14 protein-coding genes, 3 rRNA genes and 2 pseudogenes are annotated in these 23,778 nt (G+C 39.8%); 5 read left to right on the top strand and 14 right to left on the bottom strand.

Features of this window, described 5'->3' with window-relative positions:
* Position 1: 1 nt before the first annotated feature.
* The 3 genes from rrf to QUF99_RS07390 form a co-directional block, all read right to left on the bottom strand.
* Positions 2–117: ribosomal RNA gene (rrf, locus tag QUF99_RS07400) — 5S ribosomal RNA — on the bottom strand.
* A 100-nt stretch (positions 118–217) separates the two neighbouring features.
* Positions 218–3,139, bottom strand: a 23S ribosomal RNA gene (locus QUF99_RS07395).
* A 142-nt stretch (positions 3,140–3,281) separates the two neighbouring features.
* Positions 3,282–4,833, bottom strand: a 16S ribosomal RNA gene (locus tag QUF99_RS07390).
* Together the 16S, 23S and 5S rRNA genes form the textbook arrangement of a ribosomal RNA operon.
* A gap of 796 nt (positions 4,834–5,629) precedes the next feature.
* On the opposite strand from QUF99_RS07390, the gene QUF99_RS07385 reads away from it, so the two are divergent.
* Positions 5,630–8,674: an efflux RND transporter permease subunit gene (locus QUF99_RS07385; protein WP_289369279.1), complete on the top strand. Its 3,045-nt coding sequence runs from the start codon at positions 5,630–5,632 to the stop codon at positions 8,672–8,674.
* A gap of 444 nt (positions 8,675–9,118) precedes the next feature.
* On the opposite strand, the gene pstA is transcribed toward QUF99_RS07385, so the two are convergent.
* The 3 genes from pstA to QUF99_RS07370 form a co-directional block, all read right to left on the bottom strand.
* Positions 9,119–10,036 carry a phosphate ABC transporter permease PstA gene (gene pstA, locus QUF99_RS07380; RefSeq protein WP_289369278.1) on the bottom strand — a complete coding sequence of 306 codons (918 nt, stop codon included), beginning with the start codon at positions 10,034–10,036 and terminating at the stop codon, positions 9,119–9,121.
* Between the two features lie 2 nt (positions 10,037–10,038).
* Positions 10,039–10,929, bottom strand: coding sequence for a phosphate ABC transporter permease subunit PstC (pstC, locus tag QUF99_RS07375; RefSeq protein ID WP_289369277.1), 891 nt, complete (start codon positions 10,927–10,929; stop codon positions 10,039–10,041).
* A gap of 73 nt (positions 10,930–11,002) precedes the next feature.
* Positions 11,003–11,899, bottom strand: a complete 897-nt coding sequence (locus QUF99_RS07370; protein WP_289369276.1) for a phosphate ABC transporter substrate-binding protein PstS family protein — start codon at positions 11,897–11,899, stop codon at positions 11,003–11,005.
* A gap of 523 nt (positions 11,900–12,422) precedes the next feature.
* Between QUF99_RS07370 and QUF99_RS07365 the strand changes: the two genes are divergently transcribed.
* The 3 genes from QUF99_RS07365 to QUF99_RS07355 are packed head-to-tail and all read left to right on the top strand — an operon-like array spanning position 12,423 to position 14,777.
* Entirely contained in the window at positions 12,423–12,680 is a 258-nt protein-coding gene (locus tag QUF99_RS07365) for a FeoA family protein (protein WP_289369275.1), read from the top strand.
* On the top strand, positions 12,677–13,399 hold the full coding sequence (locus tag QUF99_RS07360; protein WP_289369274.1) for a FeoB small GTPase domain-containing protein: 723 nt from the start codon (positions 12,677–12,679) through the stop codon (positions 13,397–13,399). The genes QUF99_RS07365 and QUF99_RS07360 overlap by 4 nt, the downstream gene beginning before the upstream one ends.
* Positions 13,377–14,777: a nucleoside recognition domain-containing protein gene (locus tag QUF99_RS07355; protein WP_289369273.1), complete on the top strand. Its 1,401-nt coding sequence runs from the start codon at positions 13,377–13,379 to the stop codon at positions 14,775–14,777. Before QUF99_RS07360 ends, QUF99_RS07355 begins: the two co-directional genes overlap by 23 nt.
* Positions 14,778–15,114: 337 nt before the next feature.
* Here the strand turns inward: QUF99_RS07355 and QUF99_RS07350 are convergent, their stop codons facing one another.
* The 8 genes and pseudogenes from QUF99_RS07350 to QUF99_RS07315 all read right to left on the bottom strand — a co-directional run bounded on the left by QUF99_RS07350 (position 15,115) and on the right by QUF99_RS07315 (position 21,711).
* Positions 15,115–15,255, bottom strand: coding sequence for a hypothetical protein (locus tag QUF99_RS07350; RefSeq protein ID WP_289369272.1), 141 nt, complete (start codon positions 15,253–15,255; stop codon positions 15,115–15,117).
* Positions 15,256–15,373: 118 nt separating this feature from the next.
* Positions 15,374–16,552 (bottom strand): Ger(x)C family spore germination protein, encoded by a 1,179-nt coding sequence (locus tag QUF99_RS07345; protein ID WP_289369271.1) that lies wholly within the window; start codon positions 16,550–16,552, stop codon positions 15,374–15,376.
* A complete protein-coding gene (locus QUF99_RS07340) occupies positions 16,536–17,651 on the bottom strand; it encodes a GerAB/ArcD/ProY family transporter (protein WP_289369270.1) in 1,116 nt (371 codons plus the stop codon). The genes QUF99_RS07345 and QUF99_RS07340 overlap by 17 nt, the downstream gene beginning before the upstream one ends.
* 1 nt (position 17,652) lies before the next feature.
* A complete protein-coding gene (locus tag QUF99_RS07335) occupies positions 17,653–19,122 on the bottom strand; it encodes a spore germination protein (protein WP_289369269.1) in 1,470 nt (489 codons plus the stop codon).
* A gap of 124 nt (positions 19,123–19,246) precedes the next feature.
* Positions 19,247–19,507, bottom strand: a pseudogene (locus tag QUF99_RS07330) (sodium:solute symporter family protein); the annotation flags it as partial.
* Between the two features lie 32 nt (positions 19,508–19,539).
* Positions 19,540–19,638, bottom strand: a pseudogene (locus QUF99_RS07325) (DUF3311 domain-containing protein); the annotation flags it as partial.
* Between the two features lies 1 nt (position 19,639).
* The gene (locus QUF99_RS07320; RefSeq protein WP_289369268.1) at positions 19,640–20,815 is read right to left on the bottom strand and encodes an amidohydrolase; all 1,176 of its coding nucleotides are present in this window, start codon (positions 20,813–20,815) and stop codon (positions 19,640–19,642) included.
* Positions 20,816–20,967: 152 nt separating this feature from the next.
* Positions 20,968–21,711, bottom strand: coding sequence for a C39 family peptidase (locus QUF99_RS07315; protein ID WP_289369267.1), 744 nt, complete (start codon positions 21,709–21,711; stop codon positions 20,968–20,970).
* A 639-nt stretch (positions 21,712–22,350) separates the two neighbouring features.
* On the opposite strand from QUF99_RS07315, the gene QUF99_RS07310 reads away from it, so the two are divergent.
* A complete protein-coding gene (locus tag QUF99_RS07310; RefSeq protein ID WP_289369266.1) occupies positions 22,351–23,769 on the top strand; it encodes an amino acid permease in 1,419 nt (472 codons plus the stop codon).
* Positions 23,770–23,778 lie beyond the last annotated feature (9 nt).

The following is a 23,778-nucleotide window of genomic DNA, read 5'->3' as shown; positions in this document are numbered from 1 at the left end:
TGCCTGGCAACGTCCTACTCTCACAGGGACAAGGTCCCAACTACCCTCGGCGCTAGAGAGCTTAACTTCCGTGTTCGGTATGGGAACGGGTGTGGCCTCTCTGCCATCATTACCAGACTATATTCTTTTAAGACAAACACTATTATACCTGATTGAAATAAAAAGTCAACAAGTTTTTCATGTTCTCTCAAAACTAGATAACATTGCTTCATATTATATGGTTAAGTCCTCGATCTATTAGTATTCGTCAGCTCCACATGTCACCATGCTTCCACCTCGAACCTATCAACCTGATCATCTTTCAGGGATCTTACTAGCTTACGCTATGGGAAATCTCATCTTGAGGGGGGCTTCATGCTTAGATGCTTTCAGCACTTATCCCTTCCGCACATAGCTACCCAGCTATGCCCTTGGCAGAACAACTGGTACACCAGCGGTGCGTCCATCCCGGTCCTCTCGTACTAAGGACAGCTCCTCTCAAATTTCCTGCGCCCACGACGGATAGGGACCGAACTGTCTCACGACGTTCTGAACCCAGCTCGCGTACCGCTTTAATGGGCGAACAGCCCAACCCTTGGGACCGACTACAGCCCCAGGATGCGATGAGCCGACATCGAGGTGCCAAACCTCCCCGTCGATGTGGACTCTTGGGGGAGATAAGCCTGTTATCCCCGGGGTAGCTTTTATCCGTTGAGCGATGGCCCTTCCATGCGGAACCACCGGATCACTAAGCCCGACTTTCGTCCCTGCTCGACTTGTAGGTCTCGCAGTCAAGCTCCCTTATGCCTTTGCACTCTACGAATGATTTCCAACCATTCTGAGGGAACCTTTGGGCGCCTCCGTTACACTTTAGGAGGCGACCGCCCCAGTCAAACTGCCCACCTGACACTGTCTCCCGGGTCGATGAGACCCGTAGGTTAGAATTTCAATACAGTCAGGGCGGTATCCCACCAGCGCCTCCACCGAAGCTAGCGCTCCGGTTTCAATGGCTCCCGCCTATCCTGTACAAACTGTACCAAAATTCAATATCAGGCTACAGTAAAGCTCCACGGGGTCTTTCCGTCCTGTCGCGGGTAACCTGCATCTTCACAGGTACTATAATTTCACCGAGTCTCTGGTTGAGACAGTGCCCAAATCGTTACACCTTTCGTGCGGGTCGGAACTTACCCGACAAGGAATTTCGCTACCTTAGGACCGTTATAGTTACGGCCGCCGTTTACTGGGGCTTCAGTTCAGAGCTTCGCTTGCGCTAACCCCTCTCCTTAACCTTCCAGCACCGGGCAGGTGTCAGCCCCTATACTTCGCCTTACGGCTTCGCAGAGACCTGTGTTTTTGCTAAACAGTCGCTTGGGCCTATTCACTGCGGCTTTCCGTTAAGAAAGCACCCCTTCTCCCGAAGTTACGGGGTCATTTTGCCGAGTTCCTTAACCAGAGTTCTCTCGCACACCTTAGGATTCTCTCCTCGCCTACCTGTGTCGGTTTGCGGTACAGGCACCTTTTATCTCGCTAGAAGCTTTTCTTGGCAGCGGGGAATCAAAGACTTCGCTCCATAAGGAGCTTCCCCATCACAGCTCAGCCTTCACGATAAGCGGATTTGCCTACTTATCAGCCTAACTGCTTGGACGTGCACAACCAATCGCACGCTTCTTCTATCCTTCTGCGTCCCTCCATTGCTCAAACGATAAAGAGGTGGTACAGGAATATCAACCTGTTGTCCATCGCCTACGCCTGTCGGCCTCGGCTTAGGTCCTGACTAACCCTGAGCGGACGAGCCTTCCTCAGGAAACCTTAGGCATTCGGTGGACGGGATTCTCACCCGTCTTTCGCTACTCATACCGGCATTCTCACTTCTAAGCGCTCCACCAGTCCTTACGGTCTGACTTCACTGCCCTTAGAACGCTCCCCTACCACTGATACCATAGGTATCAATCCGCAGCTTCGGTGGTGTATTTAGCCCCGGTACATTTTCGGCGCAGAGTCACTCGACTAGTGAGCTATTACGCACTCTTTAAATGGTGGCTGCTTCTAAGCCAACATCCTAGTTGTCTAAGCAACTCCACATCCTTTTCCACTTAATACACACTTTGGGACCTTAGCTGGCGGTCTGGGCTGTTTCCCTTTTGACTACGGATCTTATCACTCGCAGTCTGACTCCTAAGGATAAGTCATTGGCATTCGGAGTTTGACTGAATTCGGTAATCCGATGAGGACCCCTAGTTCAATCAGTGCTCTACCTCCAAGACTCTTACACTTAAGGCTAGCCCTAAAGCTATTTCGGGGAGAACCAGCTATCTCCAGGTTCGATTGGAATTTCTCCGCTACCCACACCTCATCCCCGCACTTTTCAACGTGCGTGGGTTCGGGCCTCCATTCAGTGTTACCTGAACTTCACCCTGGACATGGGTAGATCACCTGGTTTCGGGTCTACGACCACGTACTAAACGCCCTATTCAGACTCGCTTTCGCTACGGCTCCGCCTCTTCAGCTTAACCTCGCACGGGATCGTAACTCGCCGGTTCATTCTACAAAAGGCACGCCATCACCCATTAACGGGCTCTGACTATTTGTAGGCACACGGTTTCAGGATCTCTTTCACTCCCCTTCCGGGGTGCTTTTCACCTTTCCCTCACGGTACTGGTTCACTATCGATCACTAGGGAGTATTTAGCCTTGGGAGATGGTCCTCCCAGATTCCGACGGAATTTCACGTGTTCCGCCGTACTCAGGATACATTCAAGAGGGAACGAAGTTTCGACTACAGGGTTGTTACCTTCTATGACGAGCCTTTCCAGGCTGCTTCGTCTACCCCGTTCCTTTGTAACTCCGTATAGAATGTCCTACAACCCCAAGAGGCAAGCCTCTTGGTTTGGGCTAGATTCCGTTTCGCTCGCCGCTACTCAGGAAATCGCATTTGCTTTCTCTTCCTCCAGGTACTTAGATGTTTCAGTTCCCTGGGTCTGTCTTCCATACCCTATGTATTCAGGTAAGGATACCATACCATTACGTATAGTGGGTTTCCCCATTCGGAAATCTTCGGATCAAAGCTTACTTACAGCTCCCCGAAGCATATCGGCGTTAGTCCCGTCCTTCATCGACTCCTAGTGTCAAGGCATCCACCGTGCGCCCTTTCTAACTTAACCAAAATTAATTAAAAAAATATGAGCTACACTGTTATCTAGTTTTCAAAGAACATACATTTCGAGAGATTTAGTTCTCTCAAAACTGAACGAAACGAAACAAGTCAACGTATATTGATGAACTGCGTTCATCAATTCTCCATAGAAAGGAGGTGATCCAGCCGCACCTTCCGATACGGCTACCTTGTTACGACTTCACCCCAATCATCTGTCCCACCTTAGGCGGCTGGCTCCATAAAGGTTACCCCACCGACTTCGGGTGTTACAAACTCTCGTGGTGTGACGGGCGGTGTGTACAAGGCCCGGGAACGTATTCACCGCGGCATGCTGATCCGCGATTACTAGCGATTCCAGCTTCATGTAGGCGAGTTGCAGCCTACAATCCGAACTGAGAACGGTTTTATGAGATTAGCTCCACCTCGCGGTCTTGCAGCTCTTTGTACCGTCCATTGTAGCACGTGTGTAGCCCAGGTCATAAGGGGCATGATGATTTGACGTCATCCCCACCTTCCTCCGGTTTGTCACCGGCAGTCACCTTAGAGTGCCCAACTAAATGCTGGCAACTAAGATCAAGGGTTGCGCTCGTTGCGGGACTTAACCCAACATCTCACGACACGAGCTGACGACAACCATGCACCACCTGTCACTTTGCCCCCGAAGGGGAAGCCCTATCTCTAGGGTTTTCAAAGGATGTCAAGACCTGGTAAGGTTCTTCGCGTTGCTTCGAATTAAACCACATGCTCCACCGCTTGTGCGGGCCCCCGTCAATTCCTTTGAGTTTCAGCCTTGCGGCCGTACTCCCCAGGCGGAGTGCTTAATGCGTTAACTTCAGCACTAAAGGGCGGAAACCCTCTAACACTTAGCACTCATCGTTTACGGCGTGGACTACCAGGGTATCTAATCCTGTTTGCTCCCCACGCTTTCGCGCCTCAGTGTCAGTTACAGACCAGAAAGTCGCCTTCGCCACTGGTGTTCCTCCATATCTCTACGCATTTCACCGCTACACATGGAATTCCACTTTCCTCTTCTGCACTCAAGTCTCCCAGTTTCCAATGACCCTCCACGGTTGAGCCGTGGGCTTTCACATCAGACTTAAGAAACCACCTGCGCGCGCTTTACGCCCAATAATTCCGGATAACGCTTGCCACCTACGTATTACCGCGGCTGCTGGCACGTAGTTAGCCGTGGCTTTCTGGTTAGGTACCGTCAAGGTGCCAGCTTATTCAACTAGCACTTGTTCTTCCCTAACAACAGAGTTTTACGACCCGAAAGCCTTCATCACTCACGCGGCGTTGCTCCGTCAGACTTTCGTCCATTGCGGAAGATTCCCTACTGCTGCCTCCCGTAGGAGTCTGGGCCGTGTCTCAGTCCCAGTGTGGCCGATCACCCTCTCAGGTCGGCTACGCATCGTTGCCTTGGTGAGCCGTTACCTCACCAACTAGCTAATGCGACGCAGGTCCATCTACAAGTGACAGCCGAAGCCGCCTTTCAATTTCGCACCATGCAGTGCAAAATGTTATCCGGTATTAGCCCCGGTTTCCCGGAGTTATCCCAGTCTTGTAGGCAGGTTACCCACGTGTTACTCACCCGTCCGCCGCTAACTTCATAAGAGCAAGCTCTTAATCCATTCGCTCGACTTGCATGTATTAGGCACGCCGCCAGCGTTCATCCTGAGCCAGGATCAAACTCTCCAATAAAGTTAGTTTGTCTAGCATCATAAAAATAAAAATTGACGTTGCACGTTGTTTGTTTCGTTCAGTTTTCAAAGAACTTGTCTGTCACTCAGTAGCGACTTTTTCATGTTAGCATTTCAGTTATTCAATGTCAACATAATCTTTTATTTCTTTTCGCTTTCTGCTGTTTCGCATCAGCGACGTTTATTAATATATCATTCCATTTTTAAAACTGCAAGTGCTTTTTTGAAAAATATATGAAATGTTTTTTAAACCTCATAAACGTGACTTTTATTATAATACACACTTAGGTTTTCTAAAGAGTATCTTCCATTGGTTCACGCAAAATAAGCATCCCTTCTACTTTATAGAAGAACACAACAAGTGAACAAAATACAACCATTCTCCCACCAAGAGATTAGACCATCTCTATAAATCCATTTTGATTTTTCGCCATATAGCCGCGGCTATGGATAACAAAAGGTGACCTGCACTCGTTTTCTCTCTTTGTTTTCACTGTGTCTGGGGCAGGAAAAGGATCTGACCGCTTCTATGCATGGCCGGATGCTCTCTCCCACCTAAAAAGAAAGGCCTTATGTCGGTTTTTTAATTTAGATTTATATCTCATACCTCCTCCCGCTTCGGCTATCATCGAAGACTTCTTTTCAATCCGTATTAAGAAGAATCGTTTCTTATTGAAAAAATGATCGTCTTAAGAATTTATTTAGAAATATTTTACATATTCTTAACTCTACTCGTTATTCATTTGCTATATAGTAAAGCAGTAGGCAAAAAACATTATATATGGAGGAATTACTTTATGGAAAGATTGACAAGGTTTTCATTAAAAAACCGGGCCGCTATTATCATCATGGTTTTGCTCATCTCTATACTTGGCGTTTATTCCGGTTCCAAATTACCGATGGAGTTTCTACCAAGTATCGATAACCCTGCGGTAACCATCACCACATTGTCTCAAGGGCTAGATGCTGAAACGATGGCAAAAGAAGTAACAGAACCTCTCGAAAAACAATTCCGTAATTTGGAACATGTTGATACAATTACTTCTTCTACACACGAAGGTTTATCGCGTATCGATATTGCTTATACATCTAAAGCTAATATGAAAGATGCAGCGCGTGAGGTCGAAAAAATCACCAATGCTGTTACTTTACCAAAAGAAATTACGAAACCGGTCGTAAGCCAACTTAATACTTCTATGATTCCACTCGCACAGATCACTATTCAAAAAGAGAACGGTTTTACAAAAACAGATGAAAAACAAATCGAAAAAGAGATTATCCCACAACTCGAAAATATTGATGGTGTTGCTAACGTTATGTATTACGGAAAATCAACAACTGAGCTTTCTATCGCATTAGATCCAACAGAAATGAAAAACAAAAACGTGACAACCCAGCAAGTATTGGCCGCTTTGCAAGGAAAAGAAACTTCAACTCCCGCTGGCCAAATCACTATAAACAATGAGGAGTACTCACTTCGTGTCATTGGGGATATTAAAAATATCGACGAAATGAAGAATATCACTCTTACGCCACAGGTAAAATTACAGGATATTGCTCAAGTAGAACTAAAGCAACATTCCGATGCAATTTCACATGTTAACGGAGAAGACGGCGTGGGGTTAGTTATCATGAAAGAACCAAGCGCAAATGCAGTGGCAATCGGAAAAGAAATTGATAAAAAGGTGAAGGATATCAGCAAAAAATATAAAGATAATTTCACTATTAAATTGCTGGCATCTACTCACGAACAAGTTGAAAATGCTGTTATGAGCATGGGCAAGGAAGTAATTCTTGGCGCAATTGCTGCGACATTTATTATTTTAGTTTTTTTACGTAATATTCGTACAACGTTAATTGCTGTTGTCAGCATTCCATTATCTATTTTACTGACACTCTTTTTACTCGATCAATCTAATATTACGTTAAACATTTTAACTTTAGGTGGTTTAGCGGTTGCTGTCGGGCGTCTTGTAGATGATAGTATCGTTGTCATAGAAAATATTTTCCGGCGTTTACAAAAAGATGCCTTTTCAAAAGACGTCATTCTGAATGCTACAAAAGAAGTCGCAGTTGCTATTACTTCTTCTACCTTAACAACAGTCGCTGTCTTTTTACCAATCGGCCTTATATCAGGTGCAATTGGCGAATTTATGTTACCTATGGTATTAGCAGTTGTATACTCAATACTTTCTTCTTTACTCGTTGCATTAACAGTTGTTCCGCTTATGGCATTTTTACTGCTCAAAAAAACAAAACAACGAAGTCCCAGATCTTCAACACGTTATATCGCTATTTTAAAATGGGCGCTTTCACATAAGTTTATTATTTTATTCACTTCTTTCTTATTATTCGCTGGATCAATCACAGCTTACGTATTGCTACCAAAAGCAAACATAAAATCCGACGACGATACGATGCTAAATATTAGTATGACATTTCCAACGAATTACGATACTGAAACAAAGAAACAACAAGCTTTTGATTTTGAAAAAAAATTACTTTCTAACAGTGATGTAACGGATGTAAGCTTACGAATAGGTTCAAGCGCTGAGGATGCACAGTGGGGACAAACAACGAAAAATAACCTTGCTACTATATTTGTTGCATTTAAAAAAGGTACCGATATCGATCAATATATTGAGAAACTAAAAAAAGAACAGCAAACTTTTGAACCAACCGAATTTGATTATACAAAAACAAGTTTTTCTAGTTTCGGCGGTGGAAGCAACTTACAATTTAACGTTACAGCAAACAATGATACTGATTTAAAAAAGGCTGCTGATATTGTTGGAACGAAACTAAAAAGTATAGACAGTCTCTCCAAAGTAAAATCAAATGTAGAAGAATCTAAAAAAGAATGGCAACTTCACATTGATCAAGCAAAAGCAGAACAAGCAGGATTAACACCAGAAACAGTAGGACAACAAGTTTCATTACTTATGAAGAAATCACCAATTGGACAAATTTCAATTGATGAAGAAAAAGCAACCCTTATGTTGGAACATAAACAAGAACATATAAATAAGAAAGATGATATTCTTAACTCAAACATTTTATCACCTGTAAGTGGGTCTATTTCTTTAAAAGACATCGCATCCATTTCAGAAAAACAACTACAAACAGAAATCTTCCATAAGGATGGAAAAGAAACAATTCAAATAAGCGCTGAAGCAACAGACGACGATTTAAGTAAAGTAAATACAGAAGTAAACAAAGCCATTAAAGAATTAGACTTACCAAATGGAGCAAAGGTTACCGTTGCTGGTGCAACTGAATCTATGCAGGAAAGCTTTACAGACTTATTTAAGATAATGGGGATTGCAATCGGGATTGTATACTTAATTATGGTCATCACTTTCGGGCAAGCACGTGCACCGTTTGCAATTTTATTCTCCCTTCCATTAGCTGCTGTTGGCGGTATTTTAGGATTAATCATTTCAAGAACACCGGTCGATTTAAACGCATTAATCGGTGCATTAATGCTAATCGGTATCGTTGTTACGAATGCCATTGTATTAATAGAACGTGTCCAACAAAACCAAAAACACGGTATGACAGCGCGAGAAGCCTTATTAGAAGCAGGTTCCACAAGGCTACGTCCAATTATTATGACCGCTATTACAACGATAGTAGCAATGTTGCCATTGTTATTCGGTCAATCACAATCTGGCAGCATGGTATCTAAAAGTTTAGCTGTTGTTGTAATCGGTGGCTTAGCTGTTTCAACTATACTCACTCTCATCGTCGTTCCTGTTATGTACGAATTATTAGATAAGATCGGTAAAAAAAGACGAACAAGACGACAAGTAAACTCTTATGTAGAGACTCCAAAAGCTTAACAAAATCAAAACGTTTTCTTTTTATATTGTTTTTAAAAAAGGATGTCTCTAAAAGTAGCTATTCAGCTACTTTTGGGACATCCTCATTTTTTTGTTTCTACTATTAATATAATTATAATTTTATCCCGCTATTTGCAGACAGTAATACCCCCACCTCAAAATTCAGCAAAAAGCAAAGAAGTTAGGCGGGGGATAAACTGTCCGTAAAAGCCCAATTGGTGAGGGTTAATAATCAGTGGGAATGAAGCCCCCCACTGATTAAAGTTTCACTTTATAGTTAATCACTACCATATGTAATTGCATCATTTTCAACCTTACCTATACCACAAAACACTCATTCTGTTGATTCTAATATCAATGCAGTGATTTAACACAGCCAAACAAAAAGGCCCTCTGCTTTTCTAGTAAGCAGAGAGCCTTTTATTAATATTAAGGTAGAAGAGATTAAGCTACTTTTGTTTTCGTTGTTTTGCGAGACTTTTTCGTTCCAGTGAAATGTTTATGAAGTACAGATGCAGTAAAACGAGCGATGATATTAAAGAGCAACACCATAATGATTAATACCGCCGCTGATTTTGTTGCAATTAACTTCGCATCAGGAATAATCCCCTCAGAATTTAACTTCCAAATATGAACCGCTAACGTTTCAGCTGGTCGAAATGGGTTTAATGGATGTGCTGGACTTGAAAAATCTGCTGCAGAGTTTAAAATTGGCGATGTTAATCCCGCTGTATAAATTAACGCAGCCGCTTCCCCAAATATACGCCCAGCCGCTAAAATTACCCCTGTAATAATTTGTGGTAAAGAAGTTGGAAGAATAATACGAACAATCGTCTGCCATTTTGTTGCACCAAGCCCAAGACTTGCTTCTTTTACATTTGGCGGAACTTCTGTAATCGCACTTTCACAAACGCGTGTTAAACCTGGTAAATTTAAAATTGTTAAAGCAAGCGCACCACCTATTACTGTGTAGCCCCAGCCTGTCATGGTAACAAATACTAACAAACCGAATAAACCAACAACTATAGAAGGCAATGATGCCATTGTTTCAATACACAGACGGATAAAACTTAAAAACCGCCCTTGCTTTGCATATTCCGCAAGATAAATCCCTGCTCCTAAACCTAACGGAATCGAAATAATAAGTGTAATAACAAGCATATAGGAAGAATTAAATAATTGCGGACCAATACCGCCTCCTGCTTTTATATTACTTGGTTCTCCAAATAAGAAACTTGGATCCCAAAACCCCCAGCCCTTTTGCAGAATTTCGTATACTAGAAAAACAAGTAAAGCTACCACAAACGCCGCTATTGCATATAAAATACCAGTCCAAATATTGTTTACCGTTCTTGCATTCATCGTTATCGTTCACCTCTTTGGCCAATTGCTCGAATCACTACAATAAATAAGAAAGAAATAACAAGTAAAATCATTGCCAATGTCCATAACGCATTATTCCAAGCCGTTCCATTTAATGTATTGGTCATATCCATCGTTAAAATCCCTGTCAACGTTGCCGTTGGACTATATATACTTTCAGGTAGTTTAATCGTATTCCCAATTACCATTTGAACCGCTAACGCTTCTCCGAAAGCACGCGCTAACCCTAGAACAACTCCTGTTAAAATACCTTTTTTGGCAGCTGGAACAATGACACGACTAATCGCTTGCCATTTCGTTGACCCTAAACCATAAGAGGCTTCTAAATAGTCAAACGGAACAGAACGAATTGCATCAGAAGCAATACTGGCAATTGTCGGCAAAATCATAATACTTAAGACTATAATACCCGCAATTAAACTAAAACCAACACCGCCAAATGTATCACGTAAAAGAGGTACTAAAATTGTAACCCCTAGTAACCCGTATACAACGGAAGGAATTCCGACTAATAATTCTAAAACAGGCTTTAATACTTTATTCCCAAACTTCGGTGAAATTAGATTCATAAATATCGCTAGAGCTAGACCAATTGGTGCACTGATAACTACCGCTCCTATTGAAACGAGTGTTGAACCGACGATAAAAATAACCGCACCGAACGATCCCTTATCAGCATTCGGGCTCCATGTCGTTGATGTCAAAACTTCAGAAATAGAAATACCACTTTGCGTAAAAGATTGAATTCCTTTTCCGCAAATGAATCCAATAATCGCTAACGTAACAATAACAATAAATATACCGCAAAACGTAACAAGTGATCTTCCTATATATTCACTTTTTACGTAGTTAATTTGTTTTTTCCCCTTCATCACAGGACATAACCCCACTTTATAGATTGAAATGAACAAGACTGGCCTCGCAGCCAGCCCCATTAAATTACAATTATTTTAATTTAGACATTGGAATATAACCCATATCTTCAACTTGTTTTTCAAATTCTGTACCTTTTACATAGTCAATATAAGCTTTTGTAGCTTCTTTCGCTTCACCTTTTGTTACCATGTACTCGTAAGACCAGAATGGGTATTTTCCAGAAGAAATATTTTCAACTTTCGGCTCTGCTCCATCAATTTTTACAGTTTGTAATGTACCTTTCTTATCGCCTACCATGTAAGACATTGCAAGGTAGCTGATTGAACCTGGCGTAGAATTAATTGCTTGTTCTACCGCACCGTTAGAATCTTGCGTTGTACCTGTTCCATCATTGATCTTTGCATCTTTCATAACTGTTTTTTCAAATGTAGCACGTGTACCAGAAGCTGCTGGGCGGTTAACTACATTGATTTTCTCATCTTTACCGCCTACTTCTTTCCAATTTGTAACTTTACCAGTGAAGATATCTTGAACTTGTTTCACAGTTAAGTTATCAACCTTCACATCTTTATTTACAACAAGCGCAAACGCAATACCCGCCACTTTGTTATCTACTAATTCTTTCGCCTTTTCTGGTTCTTTTATTTTATCTGCAGCTGGAACATCAGAGTTACCAATTTGAACCGCACCGGAAGCTACTTGGTTAATCCCTGTTCCACTACCGCCACCTTGAACTTGAATGGATACTTTTGGGTTCTTCTCTTGGAATCTTTTCGCAGCTTCATCCGCAAGAGGTTGAAGAGCTGTAGAACCAGCTGCTGCAATCGTACCAGATAGTTCTTGTTTTGTATCATTATTTTTAGCAGTTTCTTTGTTATCAGTACTTCCTGCTTTTCCACAACCTGCTAAAGCACCTGCAACCATTAATGCCGCCAACGAAAACTTGAAACCTTTTTTCATAACCATGTCTTGTACCCCCATTTGAATTATCGTGAATTATCGCTTTTTCACATTCCTCTACTTCTTTCGAATACAAATTCATTGTAGGACAATAATATTATGTTAGTGTTAAGCAATTTTTAAATTTAAGTAAAGAGTGAAAATATGCCGCAAAACCTATGCCATTCCTTTCTTTTTAATAAAAAAACAAAACAATTTCACTCAAAACGCCCCAAAATGTAAATTTATTTTTAACAATGTAAATTTATTGTAAATAAAACCTTCTTTTTTGCTACCAATGTTAAAAATACATTTACAAAACCCATCACTTTTTGAACTTGTACCCTTAAACTTCCCCTTTTTCTCAAATAAATTCATTAATATTTTTAGACACAACAAAATAAATTGGAACAATTCTAAAAATATTTGAATATTTTTAAAGTACCAATTGACAACATCATCCAATGTAGTCTACTATATTAATAACAAAAAGTTTCCCTTGGTAAACATTTTAAACCAATACTAAAAATATAGAGGAGAGGTAACTTTTATGGTAACAGCTAATACCGAACCCCTTTCAAGTTTTCAAACCGGGCAGTTTGTACAAATTGAGATGATACATTTAGAAGGAACTATGAAACGTCGTTTATTGGATTTAGGTTTTATTCCCGGAGCTACAATTAAAGTATTGCAAAAAAGCCCGCTCGGAGATCCAATTGCATATCAAGTGAGCAATACAACCATTGCACTGCGAAGTGAGGAAAGTTCCCTTATATTCGGGAGATTAATAGGAGATGATGTACGATGATAAATCATCGCATTGCACTAGCAGGAAATCCCAATACCGGAAAAAGTACATTATTCAATACATTAACAGGGTTAAAACAACATACTGGAAACTGGACCGGAAAAACAGTATTGAAAGCAGAAGGCGAATATGAACATAACGGAAATATGTATACAGTAATTGATTTACCAGGAACATACTCCCTTTATTCGAATTCTGCAGATGAGGAAGTAGCACGAGATTATATCATTTTTGAGAAGCCCGATGTAACGGTTGTTGTTATAGATGCAACGGCAATGGAAAGAAATTTAAACTTAGCATTACAAGTCATGGAAATGACAAAAGACGTTGTCGTTTGTATTAACTTAATAGATGAAGCAGAGAAAAAAGGAATTGTCATTGATGAGAAAAGATTAGCGAAATCTCTTGGAGTTCCTGTTGTTAAAATCTCAGCGCGGAATCGAGTCGGTATCGGTCATTTACTAACTGTAATAACAAAAGTAGCAAATAAAAAATTGATCCCTACACCAATTCAAATTACTTATAATGAAAAAATTGAAGGTATGATTCAAGAATTAGAACCACAAATTCATAAAGTGTTTGGAGATACTTATCCTGCACGTTGGATCGCACTTCGTATATTAGATGGGGATAAAAATTTTCTAGCTGCACTCCAAAAGCATCATAAAGAGCCGCTTGTAAGGGAGGTTGTCATAAATGGAATCTCACTCAGCCAGTAAATCTCTTCCATTAGATCATATTATTCAACATGCTCAAACACTTACAAAAGATGATATTCGTGACGATATTGTTGGTGATATTTATCGAACTTCTGCTGGCATTTGTAAAGAAGCTGTTCAATATACCAATACAGATAAATTATATCGTTCAGAGAAGCTGGATAAAATTTTCACTTCTCCTATATTCGGATTCCCTATTATGCTCGGAATTTTAGCTATTCTTTTTTATCTTACAATTGCTGGAGCTAACGTTCCATCTGATAAAATCGCTGAATTTTTCGGCTGGGCAGAAGGCCATTTAACAGCATGGTTCCAAGCTATGAATGCACCTGAGTGGATACATGGTGTTTTAATTCTTGGTCTATTCCGCGGTACAGGTGCCGTTATTAGTGTTATGTTACCGCCGATGGCCATCTTCTTCCCCATGTTTGCCTTATTGGAAAACTATGGCTACTTACCACGTGTCGCTTTTAATATGGATCGCCTGTTTAAACGTGCTGGTGCTCATGGAAAACAATCGTTAACAATGGCAATGGGCTTCGGTTGTAACGCGGCTGCCATTATGTCGACGCGTATTATTGAATCTCCGCGCGAGCGTATGCTGGCAATTTTAACAAACAACTTTGTTCCATGTAACGGTCGCTGGCCTACATTAATATTAATGGCGTCATTATTTATGGCTGCCGGGTACACAGGCGGCATGCAAACGCTTGTTACATCAGGTGTTGTAGTCGGAATGGTTGTTATCGGTATTATCGTAACATTATCTGTATCTTGGGTTTTATCTAAAACTGCTTTAAAAGGCGTACCTACCCACTATACATTAGAATTACCACCATATCGAAAACCAAAAATATGGAATACGATTGTACGCGCCACTCTCGATAAGTCGCTATATGTTTTAAAACGCGCTGTTATCGTCGCTGCGCCTGCTGCTGTATTAACTTGGGTGCTAGCAAATGTATATGTTGGTGACACAAGCCTGCTCATGTACTTTGTAAATTTCTTAGATCCATTCGCAAACCTACTTGGACTAGATGGATTTATTCTAGCGGCATTCATACTTGGACTGCCGGCCAATGAAATCGTTATTCCAATTTTATTAATGGCTTATTTATCAACAGGTTCCTTAACAGAAATAGACGATATGTCACAAATTAAACAGTTGTTCCTTGATCACGGCTGGACTTGGTTAACTGCGTTAAATACGATGTTGTTCTCCCTTCTTCATTTCCCATGTGGAACAACATTAGTTAACATATATAAAGAAACAAAAAGTCCAAAGTGGACATTTCTTGCGTTTGCAATCCCTACCGTTATCGCCATTGTTGTTACATTCCTCTCTACGCAATTGGTACATTGGTTAGGGCTTGTATAAAGTGGAGAGCTTCATCCCCCACTGATGATTATATAAATACAAATTAAAAAACCGACATAAAACCTTTCTTTTTAGGTGGGAAAGAGCATCCGGCCATGCATAGAAGCGGTCAGATCCTTTTCCTGCCCCAGACATAGTGAAAACAAAGAGAGAAAACGAGTGCAGGTCACCTTTTGTTATCCATAGCCGCGGCTTATATGTCGAAAAATCAAAATGGATTTATATAGTTCTCACCAATCAGGCTTTTACGGGCAGTTATCCCCGCCGCATTTTTCGAGTCTTGAGACGGGGTGGCTACTGCCCGCAAATAGCGGGATAAATGAAAAGGAAACCCAAACTACGGGTTTCCTTTTTCATTTGAATCTTCCCACGGCTGCGCACCATGTTTCTTTATTTTCTTACTAATAAAATAAAAACCGTATGGGATAATGCCCATCAAAATGGTACCTACAATTGCAAGAGTCGAAGGCATCTTCATATAACTAGCTCCCCTTCTATTTATCCACCTTAGCGGCAGTAAAACTTTTTTTCAATGTTTTAAAGAAATCAAAGTAAGAGATGGGAGATGAAGCCCCGTCACTGATGAATGTTTCGCTTTACTGCCCACCTTTCGGTATTAAAGAACCTGAATGTTCTACCCTAGGATGAACCCGAACAACTATTTTGCTCTTCGTAAAATAGTTTTCTCCTCGATCCCAGTTATTTTCTATCTTTTTCCACTCCTTGTAATTATGTCGTTTATAATAATCTCCTAATCCAAGAACATCCGTTTTAAAACCTTTTTGCACTTTCTTAATCGTCATCATAGTTATTTTTTTCATCTCTTGAGAGATATGTGTATTCAGTTGTTCCCCACTCCACATCTTTCCATCCCCTCCCAAATATACCTCTGCTAGTATACCTTCAGGATAAATATCAATTGTAAACTTCGGATGACGAGGATCTGCAAAAGAAGCGTGTATTTTGCGCCTTAGCTTATGAATTTCATACGTAACCGTTTCCTCCTCTTTCCGAATGGTCACAAAACCACTCGCTTTCTCTCCAATTATATAGTTTAATCCTTGCGTATCTTTTCCGCTTAAAAGACCGAGCAATTTATTATTTTTCCCTTTAAATACAGCAGCTCCCTCCAGTTTCACACCTTGTTTTGTTAATTGTAAAATCGGAAGAACAAAACTTCTTTTAGCGGTCATCATTTCTTGTATGTCTCCAATGCGAATCGCTTCTAACATGTATGCATTACTGTCAGCATGATCCGCTAACAGATCAATATACTTCGCTGGTAAATTTTCTGGTTTCGAGCTTTGTTTCAAAATACCTTCCGCTCGGTCTTTTGAGACAAAAATCCGAATATTCCTTCTCATTTCATGGTCACGAAAAAAGACATCTAACGTTTGTTCTAAAACAAACGGATGCTGTAATAAATCTTTTGAAAAGACAAGAATTTGAATATGAGGAAAAAATAAGGATCGACTTATTTTCTTAGAGATTTCTCGAATTTGTCCAAAAATGCTATCGCCTATCGCACTAATATTAATATAATTATCTCCATCAGTTTTCCCACCTTGTTGTGCCAATGCACTCGGTAAGACAAGTTGATACGTTCCTTTCATAAAAGGAGGCTTTTTTGATTCACTTTCTTCCGCTGCTTCCTTTGCAACATCAAAAGCCACCCCTACAACAAAGCCTCTCTCTTCAATTTCCTTTCGTTCTGCACATCCACTAAGACATAGAAACAAAATGATGCAGTAAACAAACTTATGAAGGTGTTTCATTCTTCTTACTCCCTTTTATTTTATAAATAATGAGAACAAGCGTAGGGACAAGGATAATGCACGCCATATCAACCCAAGCTAAGTAGACACCATATTGAGTTAACTTCGCAACATTTTCAGGAAGCACATTAAGCAAATAAATAATCGGTGCACTTACAAAAATAAATGTCTTCTTTTTAATAGAAGGAAACATGGAACAAAAACTCATTACTGCGATATCATAATACATAGCAGTAGTAGTAAAAATTGTAACAATCCAAGTCGTAAAGAAAATCGCATCAAAACGTTCTAAAAATCCTCCACCTATTTCAATTTCCTTCCCTAATTCAATAACGGGATATGTGAGACTTTTAGTTGTAGTATAAGAAAAAACGGTAATACAAGTGAGATACATGAGAATATATAATAAATTGGTAATCATCACTCCCTTTGCAGCAGCTAAAGGTATTTTGTCTTTTTGATTTATAAGCGAAGAATAAAATAACACTATCTCAAACCCAATAAATGTAAATATCGATTCTTTCATTCCGATGGCATATTGGCTCCATTTTGTTTGGAAAAAGGGCATTAAATTATGAGAATCCATTAAATTTATATTTAATAACGACAAAGCAAAAATGGCACACACTACAATTGGCAAGAATAACAAGTTAAGACGAAGTAATGCTGCTCTAGAACCACTCACTCCGTAGATAACGACAAGTAAGTAAAAAAATGATAAAAGTTCAATAGGCGTTTTACCAAATAAATATGTTTGCGAAATAATTGAAATTGCTCGCGCCTGATACGCAGTAATTCCAGCAAACGTTAAAACCATAATACTTGTGACTATGAATGCTACCGGCTTTGATAAGTATGCACCTGTATATTGAAAAAACGTTTGTTGCGGAAATAAAATTGCTACCTTTGCAATAAACCAAGCCACAAATGCACAAATCACCCCTCCAAGAAACAAAATCAACCATCCGTCTGTGAAAAGCGTTTTTTCTGCAATTACGCGAGGCATCGAAAGCGCTCCTGTACCAATAATGACCGAACTTACTGCAAAGGTTAACTCCCGAGATCCAATTTCTTCATCTCCGTATTCAAACGGTTTCAATTTATTCCCTCTCCTTTGAATGTAATGTTTTATCTTTCGTCTGCAAATATTCTGGTCTCGTCTTTAACATTGCCCTCGGTAACAGTACCACTTCTTCTTTCCAATCTTTATAAAAAGCAGGAGCTAACGGCGTAAAATATGGTACGCCAACACTTTTTAAATTGGTCATATGGATCGCCAATGCAATTAACGCCAAAATAATTCCATATAACCCAAACATAGTAGCCGCTAAAATAAATGCAAATAGTAAAAAACGAAACGTTATCGTTACGCTATAAACAGGGAGAGAGAATGTAGCAATAGCCGTAACGGCTATAATAATAACCATAAAAGGATTGACAATCCCAGCGCTTACTGCAGCTTCTCCAATGACAAGCCCTCCCACAATCCCAACAGTTTGTCCGATTTGCTTCGGCAAACGAAGGCCAGCTTCTCTTATTAGCTCCATTGTCAACGTCATAATAATGGTTTCAATATAGGCAGGAAATGGTACTCCTTCTCTTGCTCCAGCAATTGAATATGCCAAATTAGATGGAATAAGCCCTTGATGATACGAGACTAGCGCAACATATACAGCTGGAAGTAAAATCGCCATAAGTCCAGCCATAATACGAAGCCCTCTTAGTAAAGTACCGATAATCCATCTTTCATAATGATCTTCTGGGGATTGAAAAATATCCACAATGACCATAGGAGCGATAACTGCAAACGGCGATCCATCTACTAAAATGACCGCCTTCCCTTTCGCTAAGGCAGCTACTGCTCTGTCTGGCCTTTCTGTATTTAAAAATTGTGGAAACGGAGACATGTTATTATCCTCCAATAATTGCTCAATCTTTCCAGAGTCCAATATCACATCAGTTTCAATCGACTCCAATCGCCGAGTTAATTCTGTCACAATGTAGGGGTTAATTACGTCTTCAATATAAATTAATGTAACTTCCTTTTGAGACCGTTTCCCCATAATGTAAGATTGAAAACGAAGTTTTGGATCACGCAAATCACGGCGAATTAACATTTTATTCGTTGCAATATCCTCAGTAAGTCCTATTTTAGGGCCTCGAATGATATTTTCTGTGATCGGTGCCTCCAAACTTCTTCTTTCCCACGCCCGACCATTTATCACTAATGCGTTAGGTATCCCATCAATTAAAACAACAGCATCCCCTACTAAAACGGAATTAATAACATCTGGGAATGTCTTTACTGTACTTACTTCACCTACAGAAATAAATCTGTCTAATAACGTTTGCATAACCGGTACTTTATTTGGAATCTCTTCTTGTTGCAAAGGACGGATAACAAGTTGATAAATTAAATCTTTATCTGTAAGTCCGCATAGAAAAACAACCGCACACCGAGTAGATGAACCAAAAAGTGCAAACTCTCGCACAGTTAAATCATTGGGCGACTGCAACGTTTCTCGAATAGATTGTGTAATGGCAGATAAGTTTGCTTCTAAATTGGTCATCTCTCTCACCTAACTTTCCTCTAAAGATGTTATCGTTATATTTCTCCATATTGGGAAAATGTATGCAATACAAAGAAGCTATCTCTCCAAAGTGAGATAGCTTCTTTAAAGTGAAACTTTTATAGCTGAATCCAGCAAAGAACACAAACAATAACACTAAAGAATACAACGGCATAATCGTAGCATTTTTCCGAAAAACTTTTTCACTTTTTGCGAAAAATGCAGAAGCAAATGTATGTAGCCACATATAAAATCCTAACGCTGTTAATATAATAGTAGAAACAAACCAAGAAATACTCATTCCTTGTTCAGGTAAAGCTAGAAATCCTGATTTTGCCGCTTCTACTGCTTCAAACATTGGCTGGAATACTCCGTAATAATGATAAGTGCCGTCATTGTGAATCCACCTTATTCGCAGGGCCGAGCCAATACATAAGGAGTAACTGAAGTTGTAAACACTGGCCCAACAACTAAACAAAGAACTGGAATAAGTGCTAGTATATGTATTTTCCTCATCTTATTCTCCTTTTCGCATAAAGTTTAAGACGGATGAAACAAAAACTTCTACCCCGATTGGTAAAGCATCTTCGTCAATCGTAAAACGCGGATGGTGATGTGGATATACAATTCCCTTTTCTTTATTACCAGCACCAATAAAGAAGAATGTTCCCGGCGCCTTCTGTAAAAAAGCTGAAAAATCTTCTCCAGCCATTGTCGGCTGCAAGCGAACCACTTTTTCTCTTCCATACAATTGCAACGCTGCACGCTCTACATGCTTCGTAATCTGTTCATCATTGACAACCGGCCGATATCCATATTCATATGAAAATGTATACGACGCTCCGTACGCTTCGGTAATACTTTTCGTAATCTTTTCGATTCTCTCAGCCGTTTTTTCTCGCAATTCATGTTTCAAACTTCTAACTGTCCCTTCAATCTTAGCCTGTTCCGGAATCACATTATGCGTTGTACCCGCATGAAACTGCGTTACAGACAAGACGAGAGAATCTAACGGATCAGTAAGACGAGATACAATTTGCTGAAGCTGTGAAACGACTTGCGTACCAATCGCAATGCTGTCTATCGTTTCATGTGGAATACCTGCATGACCACCTTTCCCTTCTATTGTAATTTTAAAGACATCAGGTGCTGCCATCGCTGGACCATAAATGATTCCAACTTTTCCAACTTCCAGTGAAGCCCAAAGATGTGCGCCAATAATACAGTAAACATTTTCCATCACGCCTGCTGCAACCATCTCTTGTGCACCGCCTGGGAAATTTTCTTCTGCATGTTGAAACAAAAAGCGGATTTCCCCATGAACTTTTTCTCGTTGTCCTACCAGTGCATGCACGGTACCAAGGAGCATCGCAATATGTCCATCATGCCCACAGGCGTGCATCACTCCTGAATATGTAGAAACAAACTCAAAATGATTTTCTTCTTGAATCGGGAGTGCATCCATATCAGCTCGAATCGCAATCGTCTTACCTGGCTGTTTGCCAATTAATCTTGCCATAATGCTATACTTTGTTGGTCTTGAAACTTCTAGATGAGGGATTGTTTGAAGTATGTCATATACAAACTGAGAGGTTTTTTCTTCTTGAAAAGACAGTTCTGGATACATATGAAAATGTCTTCTCCATTCTATTAATTGATCTTTTGAGAGAAAAATTTCTTCTGCTACATCCATCCTTCATCTTCCTTTCTTCACCAAGTTAAGTAATATTATAGCGTGGACTCCTACTAAAAGAAACAATATTCCGAAAATTGTTTCTATTGAATGTCATTTTATATTTATACAAAAAAATAAAAAGCTACCCAATTATAGATAGCTTCTTATTTTTATAGAATAGTAATCGCTTGTTTCCCCATTTGCTCCCATGCCTTCTCGAATTGAGCACGTGATACTTTTTTACTTGGCGTGTTAGCCAGTGGATCATTTATATATATAAAGTTCTGATCATATCCAACAATTATAGCGCTATGCTCATAATATGTAATTTTCAAATCTCCTGTATTTGTATTCCACGTCTCAAAGCTATCTTCTGCTAACGACTGAAACGTTGTATTTGCAATGACCCATACTGGTGAACCTGAACTAATCACCTTATATATATCCTCGATATCTCTTCCTGTTAAATCAATCGTTTTTTCAGGCACGTATCTTTCTGCAAGTTCAAAAATCGGTTCATGATATACACCGTAGCCAGGCTCAGATTTCGTGTAAATATTTCCAACAAATCCTTCATGCGGATTGCCACGAAGATTGTTTTCTTTAAATGGAACACGATTTATTTCACTCGCAAGCTTCATCTTATCTACTTGTACGCCTTTATACTGTAGTAGCATCGCTAAACTTGTGACCTCACAACCTCTTTGTAACTCAGGAAGTTGTTTTATAAATGGAACATTTTCAATCATAGCTGTTTCCTTCATATCAAACAAAAAATCTACACGTAGTTCTTGTGTCTTTTGGAAAATTTTATTTTTCCCTGCTGCAACGACACCCCTAGCATCTTTACTACACGCTACACCGACAACAATTACAATTCCTAAAATACATATATATTTGACTTTCCTGAACATATACCAAACTCCATTACATCATTATTTTCTCATTCTTTTCAAAACCATACTCCTTTTATTGTACCTTTCTTCCTGCTAGTTTGCTAGAAAGATTATGAAAATTGGTCCCTAGTATTTTCACGTAAGATTCTAATTATTTTTAATAGAAAGAAAAACGAATATACATTTTCAGAATATTTTGGTAGAATTAAAAATGTTTATGTGACATGCATATAAATCCATTTTGATTTTTCGACATATAGCCGCGGCTATGAATAACAAAAGGTGACCTGCACTCGTTTTCTCTCTTTGTTTTCACTTGGTATGGGGCAGGAAAAGGATCTGACCGCTTCTATGCATGGCCAGATGCTCTCTTCCACCTAAAAAGAAGGGGTTTATGTCGGTTTTTTAATTTGTATTTATATAGAAAAATATTTCTTACATGCATGAAATACTTAATCAAGTGAAACTAATCATAGTTGTTTTCTTATTGCCACTAATATGTGCATCTCATATTACTTATTAGGGTCGAATAAAGTAAAACTTCTATCAGTAAGTTTTTCATCCCCCACTGATGATTAGTGAAATGATGCAAGCTCGACAAGCTACTTTGTCCATCGAGCAAAACAAACAAGATAAAAAGTATGGGGTGAAGGGAATATGAATCAAACAGAAAATCAGCAAACTGGATTACAGCGTACGATGAAAAGTAGACATCTCTTTATGATTGCACTTGGTGGTGTCATTGGTACTGGGCTATTTATGGGGTCAGGACAAATTGTTCACAACGCTGGTCCTGGTGGGGCCATCCTTGCTTTCTTAGTTGGTGGTTTTGTTATGTATTTAACGATGCTCTGTCTGGGTGAACTATCCGTTGCCATGCCAGAAGCAGGTTCATTTCAAAGCTATGCAAGCCGATTTATTTCACCTGGTTTTGGATTTGTTGTCGGTTGGATGTATTGGTTGAACTGGGCTGTTACAGTCGGTGTTGAACTCACAACCGTTAGTATTTTAATGAAACGCTGGTTTCCAGATGTTTCTTCATGGATTTGGTGTGTTACGTTTGCAGCAATCCTCTTCATTATAAATGCTTTATCCGCAAAAACATACGCAGAAGCAGAGTTTTGGTTTGCCAGTATAAAAGTCTCAACAATTGTTGTTTTCATTATACTTGGAGGCGCTGTTATGTTTGGACTCTTAGATTTCAACGGAAAACCAGCACCAATGCTTCATAATTTCACAGACAATGGTGGATTATTTCCAAACAGTGTACTAGCTGTTCTATTTACAATGATTACCGTGAATTATTCATTCCAAGGAACCGAATTAATCGGGATTGCAGCAGGTGAAAGTGAGCAGCCAGAAAAAACAATTCCGAAAGCAATTAAAAATACAATTTGGCGTACTCTATTCTTTTTCGTATTAGCAATTGCAGTAGTTGTTGGCTTGCTTCCATGGCAAGAAGCCAACCTTGTAGAAAGTCCATTCGTGCTCGTCTTTGATACAGTTGGCATCCCATATGCAGCAGACATTATGAATTTTGTTATCATTACCGCTGTGCTATCTGTAGCAAACTCAGGATTATATGCCAATTCACGTATGCTTTGGGCCATGTCAAAACAAGGAATGGCTAGCCCTAGATTTGCAAAACTAACGAAAAAGGGTGTACCATTAAACGCTTTAATTTTCAGCCTTATATTTGCAAGTCTTTCACTTTTAACGAGTATTTTCGCAGCTGATACTGTCTTTTTAGTACTAACATCTATCGCTGCAATGGCAGCTGTTGTCGTCTGGATGTCGATTGCAGCTTCACAATTTTTCTTCCGAAGAAAATTTATTCAGAATGGTGGAAATATAAAAGATTTAAAATATCGTACACCGCTATACCCAATCGTTCCAATTTTAGCATTCTCTTTAAACTTCGTTACATTCGTAAGTTTAGCCTTTATTCCAGATCAACGTATCGCTCTTTATTGTGGGATTCCATTTATGATTATTTGTTACATCTTGTATCAAATTAAATATAAAAAAGTTGTCACATTTAAAGAGCAACAAAACATTACACAGGAAGTAAACTAAATATAAAGA

This window comes from Bacillus sp. DX4.1 (assembly GCF_030348195.1).
In the GTDB taxonomy this organism is placed as follows: Bacteria; Bacillota; Bacilli; order Bacillales; family Bacillaceae_G; genus Bacillus_A.
This window is presented reverse-complemented; position numbering and strand designations above follow the sequence as displayed.